Source organism: Bacteroidota bacterium (assembly GCA_016713925.1).
GTDB lineage: Bacteria > Bacteroidota > Bacteroidia > AKYH767-A > OLB10 > JAJTFW01.
In genome coordinates this window covers 958,661-974,703 of the sequence record JADJOH010000002.1, presented here as the reverse complement: position 1 = coordinate 974,703, position 16,043 = coordinate 958,661, and the positions used below count along the sequence as shown (strand labels likewise).

17 protein-coding genes are annotated in these 16,043 nt (G+C 43.6%); 15 read left to right on the top strand and 2 right to left on the bottom strand.

The window, feature by feature from the left end:
* The first annotated feature begins 170 nt into the window (after positions 1-170).
* The 15 genes from IPJ86_04030 (at position 171) to dnaG (ending at position 14,440) form a co-directional block, all read left to right on the top strand.
* Positions 171-1,418, top strand: a complete 1,248-nt coding sequence (locus IPJ86_04030) for a hypothetical protein (protein ID MBK7886486.1) — start codon at positions 171-173, stop codon at positions 1,416-1,418.
* 6 nt (positions 1,419-1,424) lie between these two features.
* Positions 1,425-2,156, top strand: a complete 732-nt coding sequence (locus tag IPJ86_04025; protein MBK7886485.1) for a hypothetical protein — start codon at positions 1,425-1,427, stop codon at positions 2,154-2,156.
* A 13-nt stretch (positions 2,157-2,169) separates the two neighbouring features.
* A complete protein-coding gene (locus IPJ86_04020) occupies positions 2,170-3,030 on the top strand; it encodes a hypothetical protein (protein MBK7886484.1) in 861 nt (286 codons plus the stop codon).
* 530 nt (positions 3,031-3,560) lie between these two features.
* Positions 3,561-3,737: a hypothetical protein gene (locus tag IPJ86_04015; GenBank protein MBK7886483.1), complete on the top strand. Its 177-nt coding sequence runs from the start codon at positions 3,561-3,563 to the stop codon at positions 3,735-3,737.
* 381 nt (positions 3,738-4,118) lie between these two features.
* The gene (locus tag IPJ86_04010; protein MBK7886482.1) at positions 4,119-4,445 is read left to right on the top strand and encodes an iron-sulfur cluster assembly accessory protein; all 327 of its coding nucleotides are present in this window, start codon (positions 4,119-4,121) and stop codon (positions 4,443-4,445) included.
* 44 nt (positions 4,446-4,489) lie between these two features.
* The gene (gene sufB / locus IPJ86_04005) at positions 4,490-5,935 is read left to right on the top strand and encodes a Fe-S cluster assembly protein SufB (protein MBK7886481.1); all 1,446 of its coding nucleotides are present in this window, start codon (positions 4,490-4,492) and stop codon (positions 5,933-5,935) included.
* Between the two features lie 77 nt (positions 5,936-6,012).
* A complete protein-coding gene (gene sufC, locus IPJ86_04000) occupies positions 6,013-6,771 on the top strand; it encodes a Fe-S cluster assembly ATPase SufC (GenBank protein MBK7886480.1) in 759 nt (252 codons plus the stop codon).
* Between the two features lie 6 nt (positions 6,772-6,777).
* Complete coding sequence (sufD, locus tag IPJ86_03995; GenBank protein MBK7886479.1) at positions 6,778-8,100, top strand: Fe-S cluster assembly protein SufD; 1,323 nt, start codon at positions 6,778-6,780, stop codon at positions 8,098-8,100.
* Between the two features lie 78 nt (positions 8,101-8,178).
* On the top strand, positions 8,179-9,417 hold the full coding sequence (locus IPJ86_03990; protein MBK7886478.1) for a cysteine desulfurase: 1,239 nt from the start codon (positions 8,179-8,181) through the stop codon (positions 9,415-9,417).
* The gene (locus IPJ86_03985) at positions 9,414-9,845 is read left to right on the top strand and encodes a SufE family protein (protein MBK7886477.1); all 432 of its coding nucleotides are present in this window, start codon (positions 9,414-9,416) and stop codon (positions 9,843-9,845) included. Before IPJ86_03990 ends, IPJ86_03985 begins: the two co-directional genes overlap by 4 nt.
* 25 nt (positions 9,846-9,870) lie before the next feature.
* On the top strand, positions 9,871-10,203 hold the full coding sequence (locus IPJ86_03980) for an SUF system Fe-S cluster assembly protein (GenBank protein MBK7886476.1): 333 nt from the start codon (positions 9,871-9,873) through the stop codon (positions 10,201-10,203).
* Between the two features lie 270 nt (positions 10,204-10,473).
* A complete protein-coding gene (locus tag IPJ86_03975) occupies positions 10,474-10,983 on the top strand; it encodes a DUF2480 family protein (GenBank protein ID MBK7886475.1) in 510 nt (169 codons plus the stop codon).
* A 31-nt stretch (positions 10,984-11,014) separates the two neighbouring features.
* Positions 11,015-11,446 carry an energy transducer TonB gene (locus IPJ86_03970; protein MBK7886474.1) on the top strand — a complete coding sequence of 144 codons (432 nt, stop codon included), beginning with the start codon at positions 11,015-11,017 and terminating at the stop codon, positions 11,444-11,446.
* A 4-nt stretch (positions 11,447-11,450) separates the two neighbouring features.
* Positions 11,451-12,428, top strand: coding sequence for a polyprenyl synthetase family protein (locus IPJ86_03965; GenBank protein MBK7886473.1), 978 nt, complete (start codon positions 11,451-11,453; stop codon positions 12,426-12,428).
* 50 nt (positions 12,429-12,478) lie between these two features.
* Positions 12,479-14,440 carry a DNA primase gene (gene dnaG / locus IPJ86_03960; protein ID MBK7886472.1) on the top strand — a complete coding sequence of 654 codons (1,962 nt, stop codon included), beginning with the start codon at positions 12,479-12,481 and terminating at the stop codon, positions 14,438-14,440.
* 561 nt (positions 14,441-15,001) lie between these two features.
* On the opposite strand, the gene IPJ86_03955 is transcribed toward dnaG, so the two are convergent.
* Positions 15,002-15,460: a T9SS type A sorting domain-containing protein gene (locus tag IPJ86_03955; GenBank protein ID MBK7886471.1), complete on the bottom strand. Its 459-nt coding sequence runs from the start codon at positions 15,458-15,460 to the stop codon at positions 15,002-15,004.
* Complete coding sequence (locus IPJ86_03950; protein ID MBK7886470.1) at positions 15,450-16,007, bottom strand: hypothetical protein; 558 nt, start codon at positions 16,005-16,007, stop codon at positions 15,450-15,452. Before IPJ86_03950 ends, IPJ86_03955 begins: the two co-directional genes overlap by 11 nt.
* Between the last annotated feature and the right edge of the window lie 36 nt (positions 16,008-16,043).

Here is a 16,043-nt window from a genome sequence, read left to right as displayed (position 1 = left end):
CTCCTGTTAGTTTAAATAACTTTATTGGTTTGTTGTGACAGGTCGTTTAAAAAACGGCATCAAACGCAAACTTCCTTTTTATTATTGTGGGGAAGTAAACAGGAATAGAATTTCATCCTTTTATCACAATAAGTACCGATGGTTTGGTGTTTTCCGCTTAAACCTGCCAAATGAACTTATCCAACACTTCCCCATTCGCACATGCTGTTCTGGTAATTGTATTCGGTCATTTTGCATTGCAATCCTTTGGACAAAGTTTTACTTTACACCCGGACTCTCTAAAAAGGACCATACGCATTTCTTATCCTTTAGCCGGCGTTAAACCGGATTCGTTGGAGAGAGACGAAATACGTAAAATGAATAATGAATTATTCAGTGCTCTACACATTGATTTAATTTCATTAAATGGGGAGCATTTATCTGCGAGAGAAGCAACCTGTTTGACAGAGCGGATGAAGGAGGTAGAAGGCATTTTGCTGGAGGAAGGTGTTCCGAAAAAGAGGATCAGCAGGAAATGGATCAATTCTCCTCAGGAACGACAATTGTTGAAGTTGACCTCATCCTCACTGTTGATCCAATATGAACTTCCACCCGATTATTTTACGTTAAATTACCGGAGAAGAAATGTGAATCCTCTTTGTTTGAAGGATACAATTATCCAATCGGCCAACGGCATCCTGCTGAAGTATGACTTGTGTACTTATCTTGCCAAAAAAAATTTGCCGGTTGTCCATGTATTTGATCTCAGTTCATCAACAAATGACACCAATGAACCGAATTTACTGATGGAAAATCGCAAAGGTTATAGGTTGGTAACTCTCTTTGAATACCGGAATAACAATGAGGAGTTGTTGCCTGATAAAATTTTGATTCCGTTAACTGCAAATGAAAAAAATGCAACTTTTCTCATGGAATATTTCAATGATTCCCTTCGGATGTGGTTACAAATAAAGTCCGATGTCAGCCGATTTATTAAGGTGAATGGGAAAGAATATTATCCGGTTTCTTTGCAGCACGACGGATTTTTCAGGTTGTCGGCTCTTTCTCCTTCTCAAATGCATTTGCTCTATGTGAGCGCACCTCCGCAACTTTCATTTTATAGGGCGGTGCTGGTCATGGGCGTATATCAAAGTTGGCCGGCAGAAATCATCAACGGAGGTACCGCTGCACTCTTCATTTTACCGGTAGAATATACCGGACTCCATGGACAATTTAGCATGCTCACTTTAGAGAAACAAATTCGTTATGCTACTGAAGCGCCAATCGGGCAGCAGTTGGGAAAACGCTATCGGATTCCGGAGTCTATGCAAGGAAATGTAATGGTAGATGGCCGGAATTATAAAATACCTGAATATGGATTCCGGCTCAATGATGATTTTGATGCTGTGAAGTCAGTAGCCATTGATCATATAAAATAATACGGCATGAAAAAAAGGATCGTATTGCTCATCACGGGAATCTTGTATTTGAATTTCCTTTCCGCGCAGTTGCCGGAAGACGATATCGCTGACATCAGACAGTTGAAGGTGGAGGATTTAACTTCGGCTTACCCTACCGTTACAAAGGAGGGGAAAGTACTCTGCGCATTGTCGGTAAGCGAGGTGAAGGTGCATTCGAAACGTTGTCTTCCGGTACCCGTGAAGATGTATTTCCATGCTTCATCTGATAAACTCTTTAAAAATATCGGTTGGTACAAATGGAACCCGGCGGATAAATACTGGCAACTGTTGGACAAGCCAAAATATGTGAAAGCGAATACCACTACAGAAGGTCAGTATGTAGAAGAAGTTTCCTGTCCGGGTGTGTATGGTTTCTTTGTAAAACCTGTGTCCCGGCCTAAAGGAGTATTCGTGCGTGTCCCGTTTAATTGCAAGATTCAATCTGTACGGATTGTCCAGAATTTTCCTTCGGCTATCGTATATCACTGGAAAGCGAAAAGTAAAGTTCGCAAAGTCAGACTTCCAATAGGCGACTTGCGTTTTGATGGAGAGATAAGTATGCAAGTGGTAGATCAGAATGGGAAGGAATTGACCCTTGAGCCGGTTCTCCTCGGGAAATTCCTTGATTTTTCGAAGCCACTTGATAAGGGGGATTACCGGAAGATGGTGGTCCGCAGTAAGGATATGATTGTGAAGACAGAAACAGGTTCACTATAAAAATCATTGCAACATGAAAACACTTCTTGCAGGGCTGATGCTGGTATGCATCTCAACTGCCACTGATGCACGGACACTCACCTTTGGAGAAGCCGTTCTTAATCATCTGATAGAATTTCAGGTGAAGGCCGAAACGAATAACGACAGGCGAATGCAAATGACGATGAATAATATCAGTAACGACGATCTTGAAGTAGAAATAGAAACCGGACGTGTTTTCTATGCTTCCGAAGAAGGATATCAGCCCTTTGTGATTACGAGAACGGCGGTCATTGCACTGGAAAAAGGAAGCAGGAAAATTACCTGGCACCATGCCCGCTGTGGCAATAGTGGGGCGAAAGCTCCCTCCGGGAAAGTGAGTTTTACCCGTTCCGCTATGGGACCAAAAGATATGGTGATAACGTTGAACAAAATGAACGGTATGCAGATTGTTTCAAGCTGCTTGTATCAAGCCGTAGTTTGGCATTATACCAACAATCATAGCATGAGTGATATCACGGCTTCTGATGTGAGTGAACCTGTACTTCTTGCGCTTACTTCGGATATATGTAACCGTGAGCATAAATCTCCATCCTGGTATTCTAAAGAATATGCCCCGCCGGTTAGTGGTAACGACCTTGAATTTTCCGGTGTTGCCAGTCGTATCAGCGCTAAACTAAATCTTTTGCTGCCTCGTGAAAGTGATTTGGAAGTGCAGTTGCGTGCAGAAAACGGAAAGGTAATTCGTATCGTAAAAGTATGTCTGCATCAACCACCCGGAACGCTGGTGCTCCCCATTGATCTTAATGTGCACGGCATGACCAATGGGAAGTACAGTATTTGCGTCGTTAATCAGGATAAGCGATTGGTTTTGGAACGCGAATTTTATATTTAATAAATAACTTTTTTAAAGTTTAAGGTATACCATGAAGCATATCGCTTTTCGCGATTCTGCTTCATGGTCCGCCTTCAAAGTTTTCACTCGCCCCCCCGGCCGCCCGGTGCCGTGGGAGGTCGTCCCGCCCCCCCCCTCCCTTGGGGTTTGGTGGGGGGGGGGGGTCAAGTTTTAAGTTTCAAGGTTTAAGTAAAAGTTTGTCCTTGCCTGAAATAGGTTGCTTAAACAGTAGCCACAGCCTGGTGTCATGCTTATTGCAACGCGAATTCCACTTTCCAAAGCTCCGTAGGAGCGACATTATTCTACAAAAGCGAATTCCATTTTCCAAAGCTCCGTAGGAGCGACATTATTATAGCATCGTAGATGCGAAATATGGGTAGCTCCGTAGGAGCGATATTATTATGGCAACAGCGTGGCGACAGGCTTATTCGCATCGAGGATTATTATTATCCAAGGCTTCACAGGCAAAGAGAATCAGTGTGGTTCGATAAAATATTGTCTTGTTGTACTAGCTTCAGTTATGCAAAAACATGATCGGTTCTATTTTAATCGATCATACACGACAGATTATATTTATACCTGGTGTTCCTCGGTTCAACCCCTTCAGGGTTGGAGGGTGGGATGGTGTCGCTAACCCCGGATTGCATCCGGAGTTAGCGATGTTGAACCCCTTCAGGGTTCCGGAGAAAGAACCTACGGATGAATAATCACTTCCCCCATTGATCAAGTCAGATTCATTGCATCTAACAAGAAGTGAGTTTGATGAGACATTCCCCCAATCTCGTCACTTGACGAGAGTTCCTCCCAGCGATCTCGTCAGATTCAAATGTTCGCAGACAAGATGAGTAATAACGAGAGAGCGTTCCCCCAATCTCGTCAGTTGACAAGAGTTCCCCCAAGCGGAGCGTTCCTCTTGGCGAAGCGATCCTCCCCTCCCCCGAAGGAAGCGATCCTCCCCACATTTGCTTAAAGCATTGTAATACAGTACCATACAAAATATATTTTTCCGGCTGCGCTTCAAACTTTTCTTCCTTAGAATTGTTCTAAATAAGCGATTTCACCGTACCTTTGCACCAGAAAATAAAGCCATGATTACAGTCACAGAAAAAGCAAGAGATAAAGCGATAGAGTTGATCAAATCGGAAAACCATCCCGAAGATGCCTTTATCCGTGTCGGGGTAGAAGGTGGAGGATGTTCCGGATTGAGTTATAGCCTCACTTTCGATCATACCCTTACACCTGACGATAAGGTGTTTGAAGATAAGGGAATCAAAATAGTATGCAATAAAAAAAGTTTCCTCTACCTCGTAGGGACGCAGCTTGATTTCAGCGATGGCCTCAACGGAAAAGGATTTCAGTTTAATAATCCCAATGCCAGTCGTACCTGCGGCTGTGGCGAGTCCTTCGCCGTCTGATTTGCGTTAACCCAATCGATTCGTGTTCCCACTAATGAAACATTATGTCTGAAGACTTAAAAATACTAGACGAAGTTACCAACTCTGATTATAAATGGGGTTTCGTCAGCAATATCGAAAGCGATAACGCACCGAAAGGGCTCAATGAGGATATCGTGCGTTTTATCTCTCTGAAAAAAAGCGAGCCGGAATGGTTGCTGCAATGGAGGTTGAAAGCCTTTCGTCATTGGCTGACCATGACAGAACCGAAGTGGCCCAACGTTTCCTACCCTGAAATTGATTTTCAGGATATCATTTATTATTCTGCGCCGAAGAAGAAACCTACGCTGAATAGTCTCGATGAACTGGACCCGGAGATCAAAGCCACATTTGATAAACTCGGAATTTCACTGATCGAACAACAACGCTTGGCAGGTGTGGCTGTAGATGCTGTCATAGATAGTGTTTCTGTAAAAACTACCTTTCGTGAAACACTGGCGGAACTGGGAATTATATTTTGTTCCTTTAGTGAAGCCGTGCATGATCATCCTGAATTGATTAAAAAATATTTAGGCTCTGTGGTTCCGTATACTGATAATTTTTACGCGGCACTCAACAGTGCGGTGTTCAGTGATGGTTCGTTTTGCTATATCCCGAAAGGTGTTCGCTGCCCTATGGAGTTGAGTACGTATTTCCGCATCAACAGCGCCGGTACCGGTCAGTTTGAACGCACTTTGATTGTTGCGGAAGAGGGTGCGCAGGTGAGTTATCTCGAAGGTTGCACAGCGCCGATGCGCGATGAAAATCAATTGCACGCAGCGGTGGTTGAGATCGTCTCACATACAGATGCCAATGTGAAATACAGTACCGTGCAGAACTGGTACCCTGGTGATAAAAATGGGAAAGGCGGTATTTATAATTTTGTTACGAAGCGCGGTATTTGTCTCGGTGATCGTGCCAAGATTTCATGGACACAAGTAGAGACCGGTTCCGCGATTACCTGGAAGTATCCGAGTGTGATTCTGAAGGGAGATTATTCTATCGGTGAATTTTATTCTGTCGCTGTGACGAATAATATGCAGCAGGCCGATACCGGTACAAAGATGATTCATCTCGGAAAAAATACGCGCAGTGTGATTGTTTCAAAAGGAATTTCCTGTGGTCGTAGTCAGAATTCTTACCGTGGTCTTGTGAAGATTGGTAAGAATGCTTCCTATGCACGTAACTTCTCCCAATGTGATTCCTTGCTGATCGGTGATAAATGTGGTGCACATACGTTCCCTTATCTCGAAGTAGCCAATAAAACAGCGAAGGTGGAGCATGAAGCCACAACGAGTAAGGTCGGTGAAGATCAAATCTTCTATTGCAATCAGCGCGGTATCTCTACCGAAGATGCAGTGAACCTGATTGTCAACGGCTATTGTAAAGAAGTATTCAATCAACTGCCGATGGAGTTCGCTGTTGAAGCGCAAAAATTGCTGAGCATCTCTCTCGAAGGTTCTGTTGGTTAAAAATAAAAAGATGACTGTTGTATACACTGCAGTTGTCATTGAAAAATAAAATGATTTATCTATAGTATTCAATAATTATGTTATCAATAAAAAATTTACAGGCGGCCGTAGAGGGTAAGCAAATCCTCAATGGCCTTAATTTCGAAGTGAAGCCGGGCGAAGTGCATGCGATCATGGGGCCGAACGGTTCCGGTAAAAGTACGCTTGCTTCGGTACTGGCCGGCCGTGAGGAGTATGAAGTGTCCGGTGGTTCCGTTTCGTTCCTGGGTACTGATCTTTTGGAGATGTCTCCTGAAGACCGTGCGCGTGCAGGTTTGTTTCTTGCCTTTCAGTATCCGGTGGAAATACCGGGGGTGAGTAATGCGAATTTTCTGAAGACTGCCGTTAACGAAATCCGCAAAGCACGTGGAGAAGAAATCCTCGATTCGAAAGCATTTCTCAAGCTGATGAATGAGAAGATGAAGTTGGTGGAGATGGATAAAGCCATGACCCAACGTTCGGTGAATGAAGGATTCAGTGGCGGTGAGAAAAAGCGTAACGAGATTTTTCAAATGGCGATGCTTGAACCTAAGCTTTCCATCCTCGATGAAACAGATTCCGGTCTCGATATCGATGCCTTGCGAATTGTTTCGAACGGTGTGAATGCCCTGCGCAGTCCTGATCGTTCATTTATTGTGATCACTCATTATCAGCGTCTGTTGGATTATATCGTTCCTGATTTCGTGCATGTCCTTTACAAAGGGCGCATCGTAAAATCCGGAACCAAGGATCTCGCGCTGGAACTGGAGGAAAAGGGATACGATTGGATCAAAGAAGAAATTGCAGTTGGAGCCTGATAACCTATGACGACGATAACTACATCTGCCCCTTCTCCTTCCGCATTCTTGCAGGAAGCAGAGATGTTCGCGGAATTATATGGAAAACAACAACCGGCTTTTTTAAACCTGCGCCGCGAGGCTATTGCTGCTTTCTCAAAGTTGGGAATTCCTACCGGAAAGCATGAGGAATGGAAGTACCTGAACCTATCAGGGATCACAACTGCGGGCTATCGTACCGTTAGTCCGACAGATACACAAACGTTTACCGCTAAAGAAGCAGAGCAATACCGGTTGCCCGGAAAGAAGAGTGTGCTGGTTGTTGTGGAGAATGGACGAATAAATTCCGCCGCTTCTTCCATGAACGATTTGCCCTCCGGGATTAAAATAGGATCGCTCTCTGATTTTTTAGGACAGGACTCCGTACAATCTCACCTGTTTCAGCATGCTGATTTTGTGAACGAAGCATTGGTAGCAATGAATACCATGCTTTGTTACGAACCGGTTGTGATTCTTGTAGAGAAGAACGCAAAGATTGAACTTCCTGTGCAGCTTGCATTTGTTGCAGTTGCGGGCGCAGAGCCCTTGTCCATTCCGGCGCGAGTACTGGTGGTGATGGGCGATCAGTCGGAATGTACGGTCATTGAGAGTTACCATACTCACGGTGATGGAGCCCCGACATTTACCAATGCAGTTAGCGAAGTGGTGGTAGGAAAAGGAGCACGGTACTTTGGTACTAAGGTCCAGGCGGAGGCAGATACTTCAAAAAATATAAGTTACCATAAAGTGAATATGGCGCGCGATAGTTACCAGCACCTGACCACAGTCACTTTAGGCGGACTCCTGGTACGTAATAATCTCCATATTCGTCTCGATGATGTAAATATTAATTCCTATCTGAATGGGCTCTATGTTTTAAATGGAGATCAGGTGGTGGATAACCATACGCTGGTTGATCATGCGATGCCGAATTGTTACAGCAATGAATTGTATAAGGGTATAATTGATGGTCATGCCACGGGAGTGTTTAATGGAAAGATTTGGGTACGACAAGATGCGCAGAAAACGAATGCGTATCAGTCCAATAAAAATCTCCTGCTCAGCAATGAGGCTTCCATGAATACGAAGCCGCAGCTTGAAATTTATGCGGATGATGTGAAATGCAGTCATGGCGCGACTACCGGACAACTCGACGATGAAGCACTCTTCTACCTCCGTGCCCGCGGTATCGGTGAAGAAACGGCCCGTGCATTGCTCAACCATGCATTTGCAGCAGATGTCATTGAACAAGTAGAGAATGAAGAACTGCGCGCAAGTCTATTGCAGTTGCTGGAAAAAAAACTAAAATAACAGGTAAAAGGAAGCAATCCGCGCAAATTAAATTTTCCGCGTCATCCGCGTTCCTGATAATTATAATTGTAGAAAAAAATGGCCACTTTTAATGTTAACGATATCCGCAACGACTTCCCGATTCTTTCGGAGAAAGCGTATGGAAAGCCATTGGTGTATTTCGACAACGCTGCTACTTCTCAGAAACCTCAGGTAGTGATTGATGCATTGGTGAATTATTACTCACATAGCAATGCAAATATTCACCGTGGTGTCCATTTTTTATCTCAAAGAGCCTCTGAAGCTTTTGATAATGTCAGGGAGAAAGTAAGAGCATTTATTAACGCATCATCAGAGAAGGAAATCATTTTTGTTAAGGGCACCACAGAGGCCATCAACCTGGTGGCTGCTACTTATGGAAGAAAGAATATTGGGAAGGGAGATGAAATTCTTATCTCTGCCATGGAGCATCATAGCAATATTGTTCCCTGGCAACTATTGTGTGAGGAGAAAGGAGCTGTGTTGAAAGTGATTCCGATGAATGATAAAGGGGAACTCGTTCTTGATAAACTGAATACCTTGCTTTCAGACAGAACAAAACTCGTTTCGCTGGTGCATGTATCTAATTCACTCGGAACCATTAATCCGGTGAAGGAAATCATAGCACAAGCGCACAAGAAAGGAATACCTGTTCTTATTGATGGAGCACAAAGTACCGCTCATGCACCTATTGATGTTCAGGATCTCGATGCCGACTTCTTTGCATTCAGCGGACATAAAATTTTGGGTCCTACCGGTGTTGGATGCCTGTATGGTAAATTGCAGTTGCTGGAGGAGATGCCACCGTATCAGGGTGGAGGAGAGATGATTTCTTCCGTGACTTTTGAGAAGACGACTTACAATGAAGTGCCCTATAAGTTTGAAGCCGGAACGCCGAATATCGCGGATGTGATTGCGCTCGGGACAGCAATTGATTACTGGAACAATCTTGATCGATTGGGAGCAGCAGCATGGGAAGAAGAGTTGCTCGAATATGCTACTTCAAAAATTTCGGCTATACCTGGTGTTAGAATCATTGGAACCGCGGAGAAAAAGGCGGGCGTCTTGTCTTTTGTTATCGAAGGAGTAAATGCCATGGATGCCGGAATGTATCTGGATACAAAGGGTGTTGCTGTGCGTACAGGGCAGCATTGCACAGAGCCCGTCATGTTGCGGTTTGGAGTTCCGGGAACCATCCGTGCCTCCTTTATGTTCTATAATACGATGGAAGAAATTGATAGTCTGGTGGAGAATTTAGGTAAAGCGATTCAATTATTACAACCACAAACGGCATTATGAGTACGATGCAGGAAATAGAAGATGAAATCGTGGAGGACTTTAACCTCTTTGATGGCTGGGAAGAAAAATATCAGTACATCATTGAGCTCGGTCAAAAACTCCCTGCGTTGGAGGAACAGTATAAAAGTGACGAATATAAAATTAAGGGGTGTCAGAGTTCGGTCTGGCTGCATGGTGAAGAACGGGAAGGTAAATTATTTTTTGAGGCGGATAGTGATTCTACCTTCGTGAAAGGAGAAATTGCATTGTTGATCAATGTTCTTTCAGGTCAACCTGCTGAAGAAATACTTAATGCTAAACTGGAATTTATTGATAAAATCGGATTGCGTCAACATATTGCCGTTACCAGAGCGAATGGACTCTCCTCCATGATCAAACAAATGAAAACTTATGCCTTCGCTGCTTCAAACCATTCAAAACAAATTTAAGGCGAATCCGGATCAGGAAACCACCATGTCAGCAACTGAAAACATACCTGAAGTAAAGCCCTTACGCGAACGTGTCATCGATATGATCAAAACCTGTTACGATCCGGAAATTCCGGTGGACATCTGGGAATTAGGTCTTATTTATGAAATCAATATCAATGAAGGGAATGATGTGCATATCAAAATGACATTGACTTCTCCCGCTTGTCCGGTTGCGGAAACATTGCCCCCCGATGTAGAACAGAAAATAAGAGATATTCCGGATGTGAATTCCGCAAAGGTTGAAATTACATTTGACCCGCCCTGGGAGAAGGAGATGATGAGTGAGGAGGCGAGATTGGAACTCGGTATGTGGTGAAAAGGGGTTACGAAATACGAAAGCTCACGAAAATACGAAATACGAAAGGGCGAAACCTGCCTGCCGGCAGGCAGGTACGAAAGGATACGAAAGTTTTTAAGCTGCCGAAATCAAATCAGTGCAAATCCTAAAAAATCAGCGTCACTTGTCTCGGGACGAAGTAACGAGATCAGCGTTCCCTAAAAATTTTTAAGGTATTGAGAAGTAGTATATGTGTCAAAGATGGTGGAAGATTATTGGTAATGATGATTGATGAATTATTAAAATAGAATGTCGGAAATAGTAAATAGAGTTGCGCAGAGTGGTATTGTGACCATTGATCTTGAGGAGTTATTTCCGGCGGGGGAGAGGGTGCTTTTTGATATCAGTACGCAGTTGGTGGAGGGATTGCTGTTGCGGGAAAAGGATTTCAGGGATTTTATTGCGAACCATGCCTGGAAGGAGTATTCCGGTAAACATGTCGCATTGTTTTGTTCAACGGATGCCATTGTGCCGCGCTGGGCCTGGATGTTATTGTCGTCTGCTTTACAGCCATTTGCTGCTACAGTTGTTGTCGGTAATGCGGAAACGTTAGAAACAGAATTGTTCCGGCGCATGATGGATCAGTTAAATCCGGAGGACTACCGTGATCAGCGCGTAGTGATAAAAGGATGCAGCCATCGTCCGGTTCCCTTGCAGGCTTACGTTGCGCTAACAGCAAAATTGCAACCTGTGGTGAAAAGTATTTTGTATGGTGAACCTTGTAGTACGGTACCGGTGTATAAGAGGGCAAAGTCCTGATATTCCGTGTACTTTTTGTCAGAGGGAAAAAATGTATCTTCGTACTCTAAATTACCTGCTTATGTACCGGTTATGTCTTCTGCTTATCTTGATTCTTCCCTTGCAATCCTTTTCTCAGCGATTGCCCGAAAAGGATCCAAAGAATGAAAAAGTCTTTATCAGCGTTGAAAAAATGCCGGAGTTTCCCGGAGGGAAGGATGCCATGAATGACTTTATCGTGAAAGAGTTGAACTATCCTGTAGGAGCCAAGGAAAGTGGTATTGAAGGTAAGGTATATCTGGCATTTATAGTCAATGCAAAGGGAAAAGTTGGTGAGGTGGAAGTCCTGCGTGGTGTGCACCCTGAACTGGATAAGGAGGCGATACGTATTGTGAAAGCTATGCCCGACTGGATGCCCGGGAGCCAGGACGATGTTCCCGTGGATGTGCGTTTGACGCTTCCGTTTTATTTTAAGTTAAACTAAACGGATGTCTTTAAACCTGGATCAAATCAAACAGCCTATCCGCAAGGAGATGGAGGAGTTTGAATTGAAGTTCAGAAAGGCGATGCAGAGCCATGTACCGCTGCTCGATCGTATCATGCACTATATTGTGAAGCGGAAGGGAAAGCAAATGCGTCCGATGTTTGTTTTTCTGGCTGCAGGATCATCCGGAGGAATCACGGAAAGTACCTATCGTGCCGCTTCCCTGATTGAACTTTTGCATACCGCCACCCTCGTACACGATGATGTAGTGGATGACAGTAATTTACGCAGAGGCTTTTTTTCGATCAATGCCCTCTGGAAAAATAAAATTGCAGTGCTGGTGGGCGATTATCTTCTATCGCGGGGATTACTGCTTGCAGTGGATCATGAAGAATTCGAACTGCTGAAAATAGTTTCAACCGCCGTGCGTAAAATGAGCGAAGGGGAATTGCTGCAGATAGAAAAAGCGCGTAAGCTCGATATCACGGAAGAGGTCTATTATGAAATTATCACCGCTAAAACCGCTTCCTTGATTGCCTCTTGTTGTGCTACCGGAGCTTCGTCTACAGGTGCAACTGCAGAGCAAGTGAAACGTTTTCATGATTTTGGTCAAGCTGTAGGCATCGCCTTTCAAATCAAAGACGATTTATTCGATTATGAGCAAGCCGAACAAACCGGAAAACCCAGAGGGATCGATATCAAGGAGCATAAGATGACCTTGCCGCTGATCTATACCTTGAATCAATCGGGTTCTTCAGATAAAAGATTTATCATCAATACCGTGAAAAGCTATAGCGATGATAAGAAACGGGTAGAGCAGGTGATTAAAATGGTGATGGAGGCGGGTGGCTTAGTCTACGCCAGAGATAAAATGCAGCACTTTCAAAATCAGGCTTTTAGTTTTATCGAAGATTTGCCGGCATCAGCGTATAAAACTTCTCTTATTCAACTAGTGCGCTTTACCACTGAGAGGAATCATTAATCGCGGTTTTATGCGTTGGTTTTTATCCGGTATCGTATCTTTACTTTCTGATGATAAATAATTCTACCAAGGAGTTAATTCTTGAAACAGCCCGGATTGAAGAGGTGGTGGGTGACTTTGTAGCCTTGAAGAAGCGGGGTGCCAATCTTTTAGGTCTTTGTCCTTTTCACAATGAACGTACTCCTTCTTTCACGGTATCTCCTGCTAAAGGATTTTTTAAATGCTTCGGATGCGGAAAGGCAGGTGATTCGCTTACGTTTATCATGGAGCACGAACACCAGACTTTTCCGGAGGCTTTACGTTATCTGGCAAAGAAGTACAATATCACTATTGAGGAGGAAGCGCCCACACCCGAATATCTGGAGCAGCAATCGCATCGCGAGAATTTATTTACGGTGATTGCTTTTGCGCAGCAGTTTTATCAGGATTACTTATGGAATGCAGAAGAAGGTAAAGCGATTGGACTTTCTTATTTTCATGAAAGAGGTTTTACGGATGATATCATTCGCCGGTTCAATCTGGGATTTTCTCCGGATAAATGGGATGGCCTTACTGCAGCAGCTATTCAGGAAGGATATAAAGTGGAGTTTCTGGAGAAAACCGGTCTTACGATTCTGAATGAAAATAAGCAATACGATCGTTTCAGAGGACGCGTGATGTTTCCGATTCATAATCTCACGGGACGTGTCATTGCTTTTGGTGCGCGTATTTTAAAGACAGATCCAAAGAGTCCGAAGTATCTCAATTCTCCGGAGACAGAAATCTATTTTAAGAGCAAGAATCTCTATGGCATCTCGCAGGCGCGAAAGGCTATAGTAGCTCACGATGGTTGCTATTTGGTAGAGGGATATACGGATGTTATTTCCATGCATCAGGCCGGCATTGAAAATGTGGTGGCCTCCAGCGGAACAGCACTAACGGTTGAGCAGATACGCTTGATTGGTCGCTACACCAGAAATGTCACTGTGCTCTATGATGGTGATCCGGCCGGAATAAAAGCATCGCTACGCGGTATTGATCTGATCCTCGAAGAAGGTATGAATGTGCGGGTCGTCCTGTTTCCGGATGGGGAAGATCCGGACTCCTACTCATCAAAAGTTTCAACGGAAGAATTGAAAGTGTTCTTAAAGGAGCAGGCGGTCGATTTTATCACCTTTAAAACAAAATTATTGCTTGCTGATTCAGCCGGAGATCCGATTAAAAAGGCCGCCTTGATTCGTGATATCGTTGATACCATCGCGAAAATACCCGATGCGATTACACGTGCTGCTTATCTGAAGCATACTTCGGTGTTGATGGAGATGGGAGAATCGATTTTATTGAATGAACTGAATAAGATCCTTCGCAAACAAGTGCGTAAAGCAGGGGAGGAGTCTTTCCAACAGGAGGGATCAGGTCCAGCTCAACCTGTACCACAGGATCCATTAACAGCAGCGCTTGCAGACGCTCAGGAGGAAGTTTCGGATGAGTTCGATACGTTTACGCAGGAGGAAGAGATTATCCGGATTATGTTGCTCTATGCCGATCATAATTTCACCATCCCATTTGGAGCGGATCAAACACCTACCCGCGTGAAAGATTTTATCATTTCTCATCTTCGTGATGATGGTATTCATTTTTCGAATGAAGTCTATGCCGGAATTCTTGCGGAGTTCTCTGTACAGTTGGATGAGGGTTTACCCTATAATGAACAGGATTTTTTACAACAGCTAACACCTGAAATTAAAAATACAGCTATCAGTCTGATGACTCCACCCTATGAATTGGCAAAATGGAGTGAACATCATATTGAAGTCCGACGGGAGGCAGATCAATTGCATAAGACCGTGATTGATCCGGTCATGTACATTAAAAAGAAGCAATTGACTAAAATCAGAGAGGAGCTTCGCGCAGAGCTAAAGGCCCGTGAAATGGCGCAAATATCAATTGATGATATCATGCTAGAGATAAAAAAAGTAGAAGAACTGCAGGTGTTTTTAAATAGTTTTACCAATACCGTAATTCAGAAATAAGTTTAAAGAAACCTTATCCCGAAGACAGTATTTTGTTTAACACCTTTCTGACTTCTGCACTGGGAAATTCTAAACTAAACTCCGAAGAGTTCTTTGACAATCTTCAGAGTGAGTTTTTTTGCAGAAGACAGGAAAAGAATTAACGTAAGCACGGAGATAGATATTTCTTCCAAATAGCCCTGTAGGGGCGGCATCTCTGTAACCGAGAAACTCCCCTATCCTTTCAACCGCCGGCATCCGACCGTAGGTCGGATGCCGGCATAGGTGGGAGAAGATGATTTCCTTATTTACAGAGATGCCGCCCCTACAGGGCTCGGACATCTAAGAACTCAGGCTGTCTCAGTTATGTCTTATTTCAGTAGGACAACCTAAGGCGCCCGTTAATTTGCAGCATCAGGCTACATTGCTACTACTTGTAAAATGGACGTTTTTTTTCTGCGGAAGTCAGGAAGTGTTTTTAAATAGTTTTATCACTACCCTAATTTAGAAATTACTTGTCCCAGAGAAAGTATTTTGATTTATAGCTTGTTAAAAAGGATGGCGCAGAAAATGTAGTTTAACTTATTGCTTCAGAAATTTCCTCGTTATACTATTCCCATCTTCATAAATGAATCTGACATGATAAAGGCCGGTACTCAGCGCATGAATATCAATTTGGTTAGACGTTCCACTTTCTGAAAGTAAAAGACGCCCGCTCAGATCTGTGATTTCACAACTAACAGTTGGGAATGGACTGTTGTAAAAAAGTACATCACTGGCCGGATTAGGATAGACGCTAACGTTAGTGAAAGTACCTGTACTGGAAATACCGGTGAGTAGCGAAGGGTCAAGAATAAACAATCCGCCGGTTTGCGTTCCGATCCATACTTTACCGCTATCGTCAATGTTTACGCATTGAATTACGACATCCGTTAAAGGGGAGTTGGCAGTGTCGTATACAATAAAGTTACTGCCGTTTTTGTACAGGAGCCCTTTGTCAGCAGTGCCAATCCAGGGTTGGTCTATATCGTCAAGTTTCAAGCAGGTGAGACTTATCCACATACATGGAAGCTATATTACTGGAATTCATAATACTGTTGAACTGATCGTAAATGGTAAACGTAACCAGTGAATCTATTCTCACTAATCCTCCGGTGGTACCTGCCCAAATAACATTGTTGGTGTCGATGGCCAGACTTCTGATAAAGTCATCCGGTAGAGGAGAATTAAAGGTGTTGATGTTCGTCCAGACGGTATCATTAAAGGAACAAAGTCCATTGGTAAATGTCCCGATCCATTTCACACCAAACTTATCTATGGCCATACTACGGATGCTATTACTGGCTAATCCGGAATTTGACGTGTTATAGTTGGTCCACTGTCCGTTTACCAGCTTTGCCAGACCGAAGTCCGTCCCAATCCAAACGGTGCTATCATTTTCGTAAGTAATGCATCGTATCGAATTATCAGGTAGTGAGGAATTAATAGTGTTGTATTCTGTCCATGCTATAGATTGCCCTTGGGAAGGATTGGCTAATGAAGTCAGAATAATACAGCAGAGCAATAATTGTATAAACGCGTTTTTCATGGATTCAGATTCTTTACAAAAGTACAAAGCCGTTCC

Bases quoted from the DNA above. Each gene is read 5' to 3' on its own strand.
- IPJ86_03970 (MBK7886474.1), top strand. From the start codon at position 11,015: ATGTATCTTCGTACTCTAAATTACCTGCTTATGTACCGGTTATGTCTT.
- dnaG (MBK7886472.1), top strand. From the start codon at position 12,479: ATGATAAATAATTCTACCAAGGAGTTAATTCTTGAAACAGCCCGGATT.
- sufC (MBK7886480.1), top strand. From the start codon at position 6,013: ATGTTATCAATAAAAAATTTACAGGCGGCCGTAGAGGGTAAGCAAATC.
- IPJ86_04015 (MBK7886483.1), top strand. From the start codon at position 3,561: ATGATCGGTTCTATTTTAATCGATCATACACGACAGATTATATTTATA.
- IPJ86_04020 (MBK7886484.1), top strand. From the start codon at position 2,170: ATGAAAACACTTCTTGCAGGGCTGATGCTGGTATGCATCTCAACTGCC.
- IPJ86_03985 (MBK7886477.1), top strand. From the start codon at position 9,414: ATGAGTACGATGCAGGAAATAGAAGATGAAATCGTGGAGGACTTTAAC.
- IPJ86_03950 (MBK7886470.1), bottom strand. From the start codon at position 16,007: ATGAAAAACGCGTTTATACAATTATTGCTCTGCTGTATTATTCTGACT.
- IPJ86_03975 (MBK7886475.1), top strand. From the start codon at position 10,474: ATGTCGGAAATAGTAAATAGAGTTGCGCAGAGTGGTATTGTGACCATT.
- IPJ86_03980 (MBK7886476.1), top strand. From the start codon at position 9,871: ATGTCAGCAACTGAAAACATACCTGAAGTAAAGCCCTTACGCGAACGT.
- sufD (MBK7886479.1), top strand. From the start codon at position 6,778: ATGACGACGATAACTACATCTGCCCCTTCTCCTTCCGCATTCTTGCAG.
- sufB (MBK7886481.1), top strand. From the start codon at position 4,490: ATGTCTGAAGACTTAAAAATACTAGACGAAGTTACCAACTCTGATTAT.
- IPJ86_04025 (MBK7886485.1), top strand. From the start codon at position 1,425: ATGAAAAAAAGGATCGTATTGCTCATCACGGGAATCTTGTATTTGAAT.
- IPJ86_03965 (MBK7886473.1), top strand. From the start codon at position 11,451: ATGTCTTTAAACCTGGATCAAATCAAACAGCCTATCCGCAAGGAGATG.
- IPJ86_04030 (MBK7886486.1), top strand. From the start codon at position 171: ATGAACTTATCCAACACTTCCCCATTCGCACATGCTGTTCTGGTAATT.
- IPJ86_03990 (MBK7886478.1), top strand. From the start codon at position 8,179: ATGGCCACTTTTAATGTTAACGATATCCGCAACGACTTCCCGATTCTT.
- IPJ86_04010 (MBK7886482.1), top strand. From the start codon at position 4,119: ATGATTACAGTCACAGAAAAAGCAAGAGATAAAGCGATAGAGTTGATC.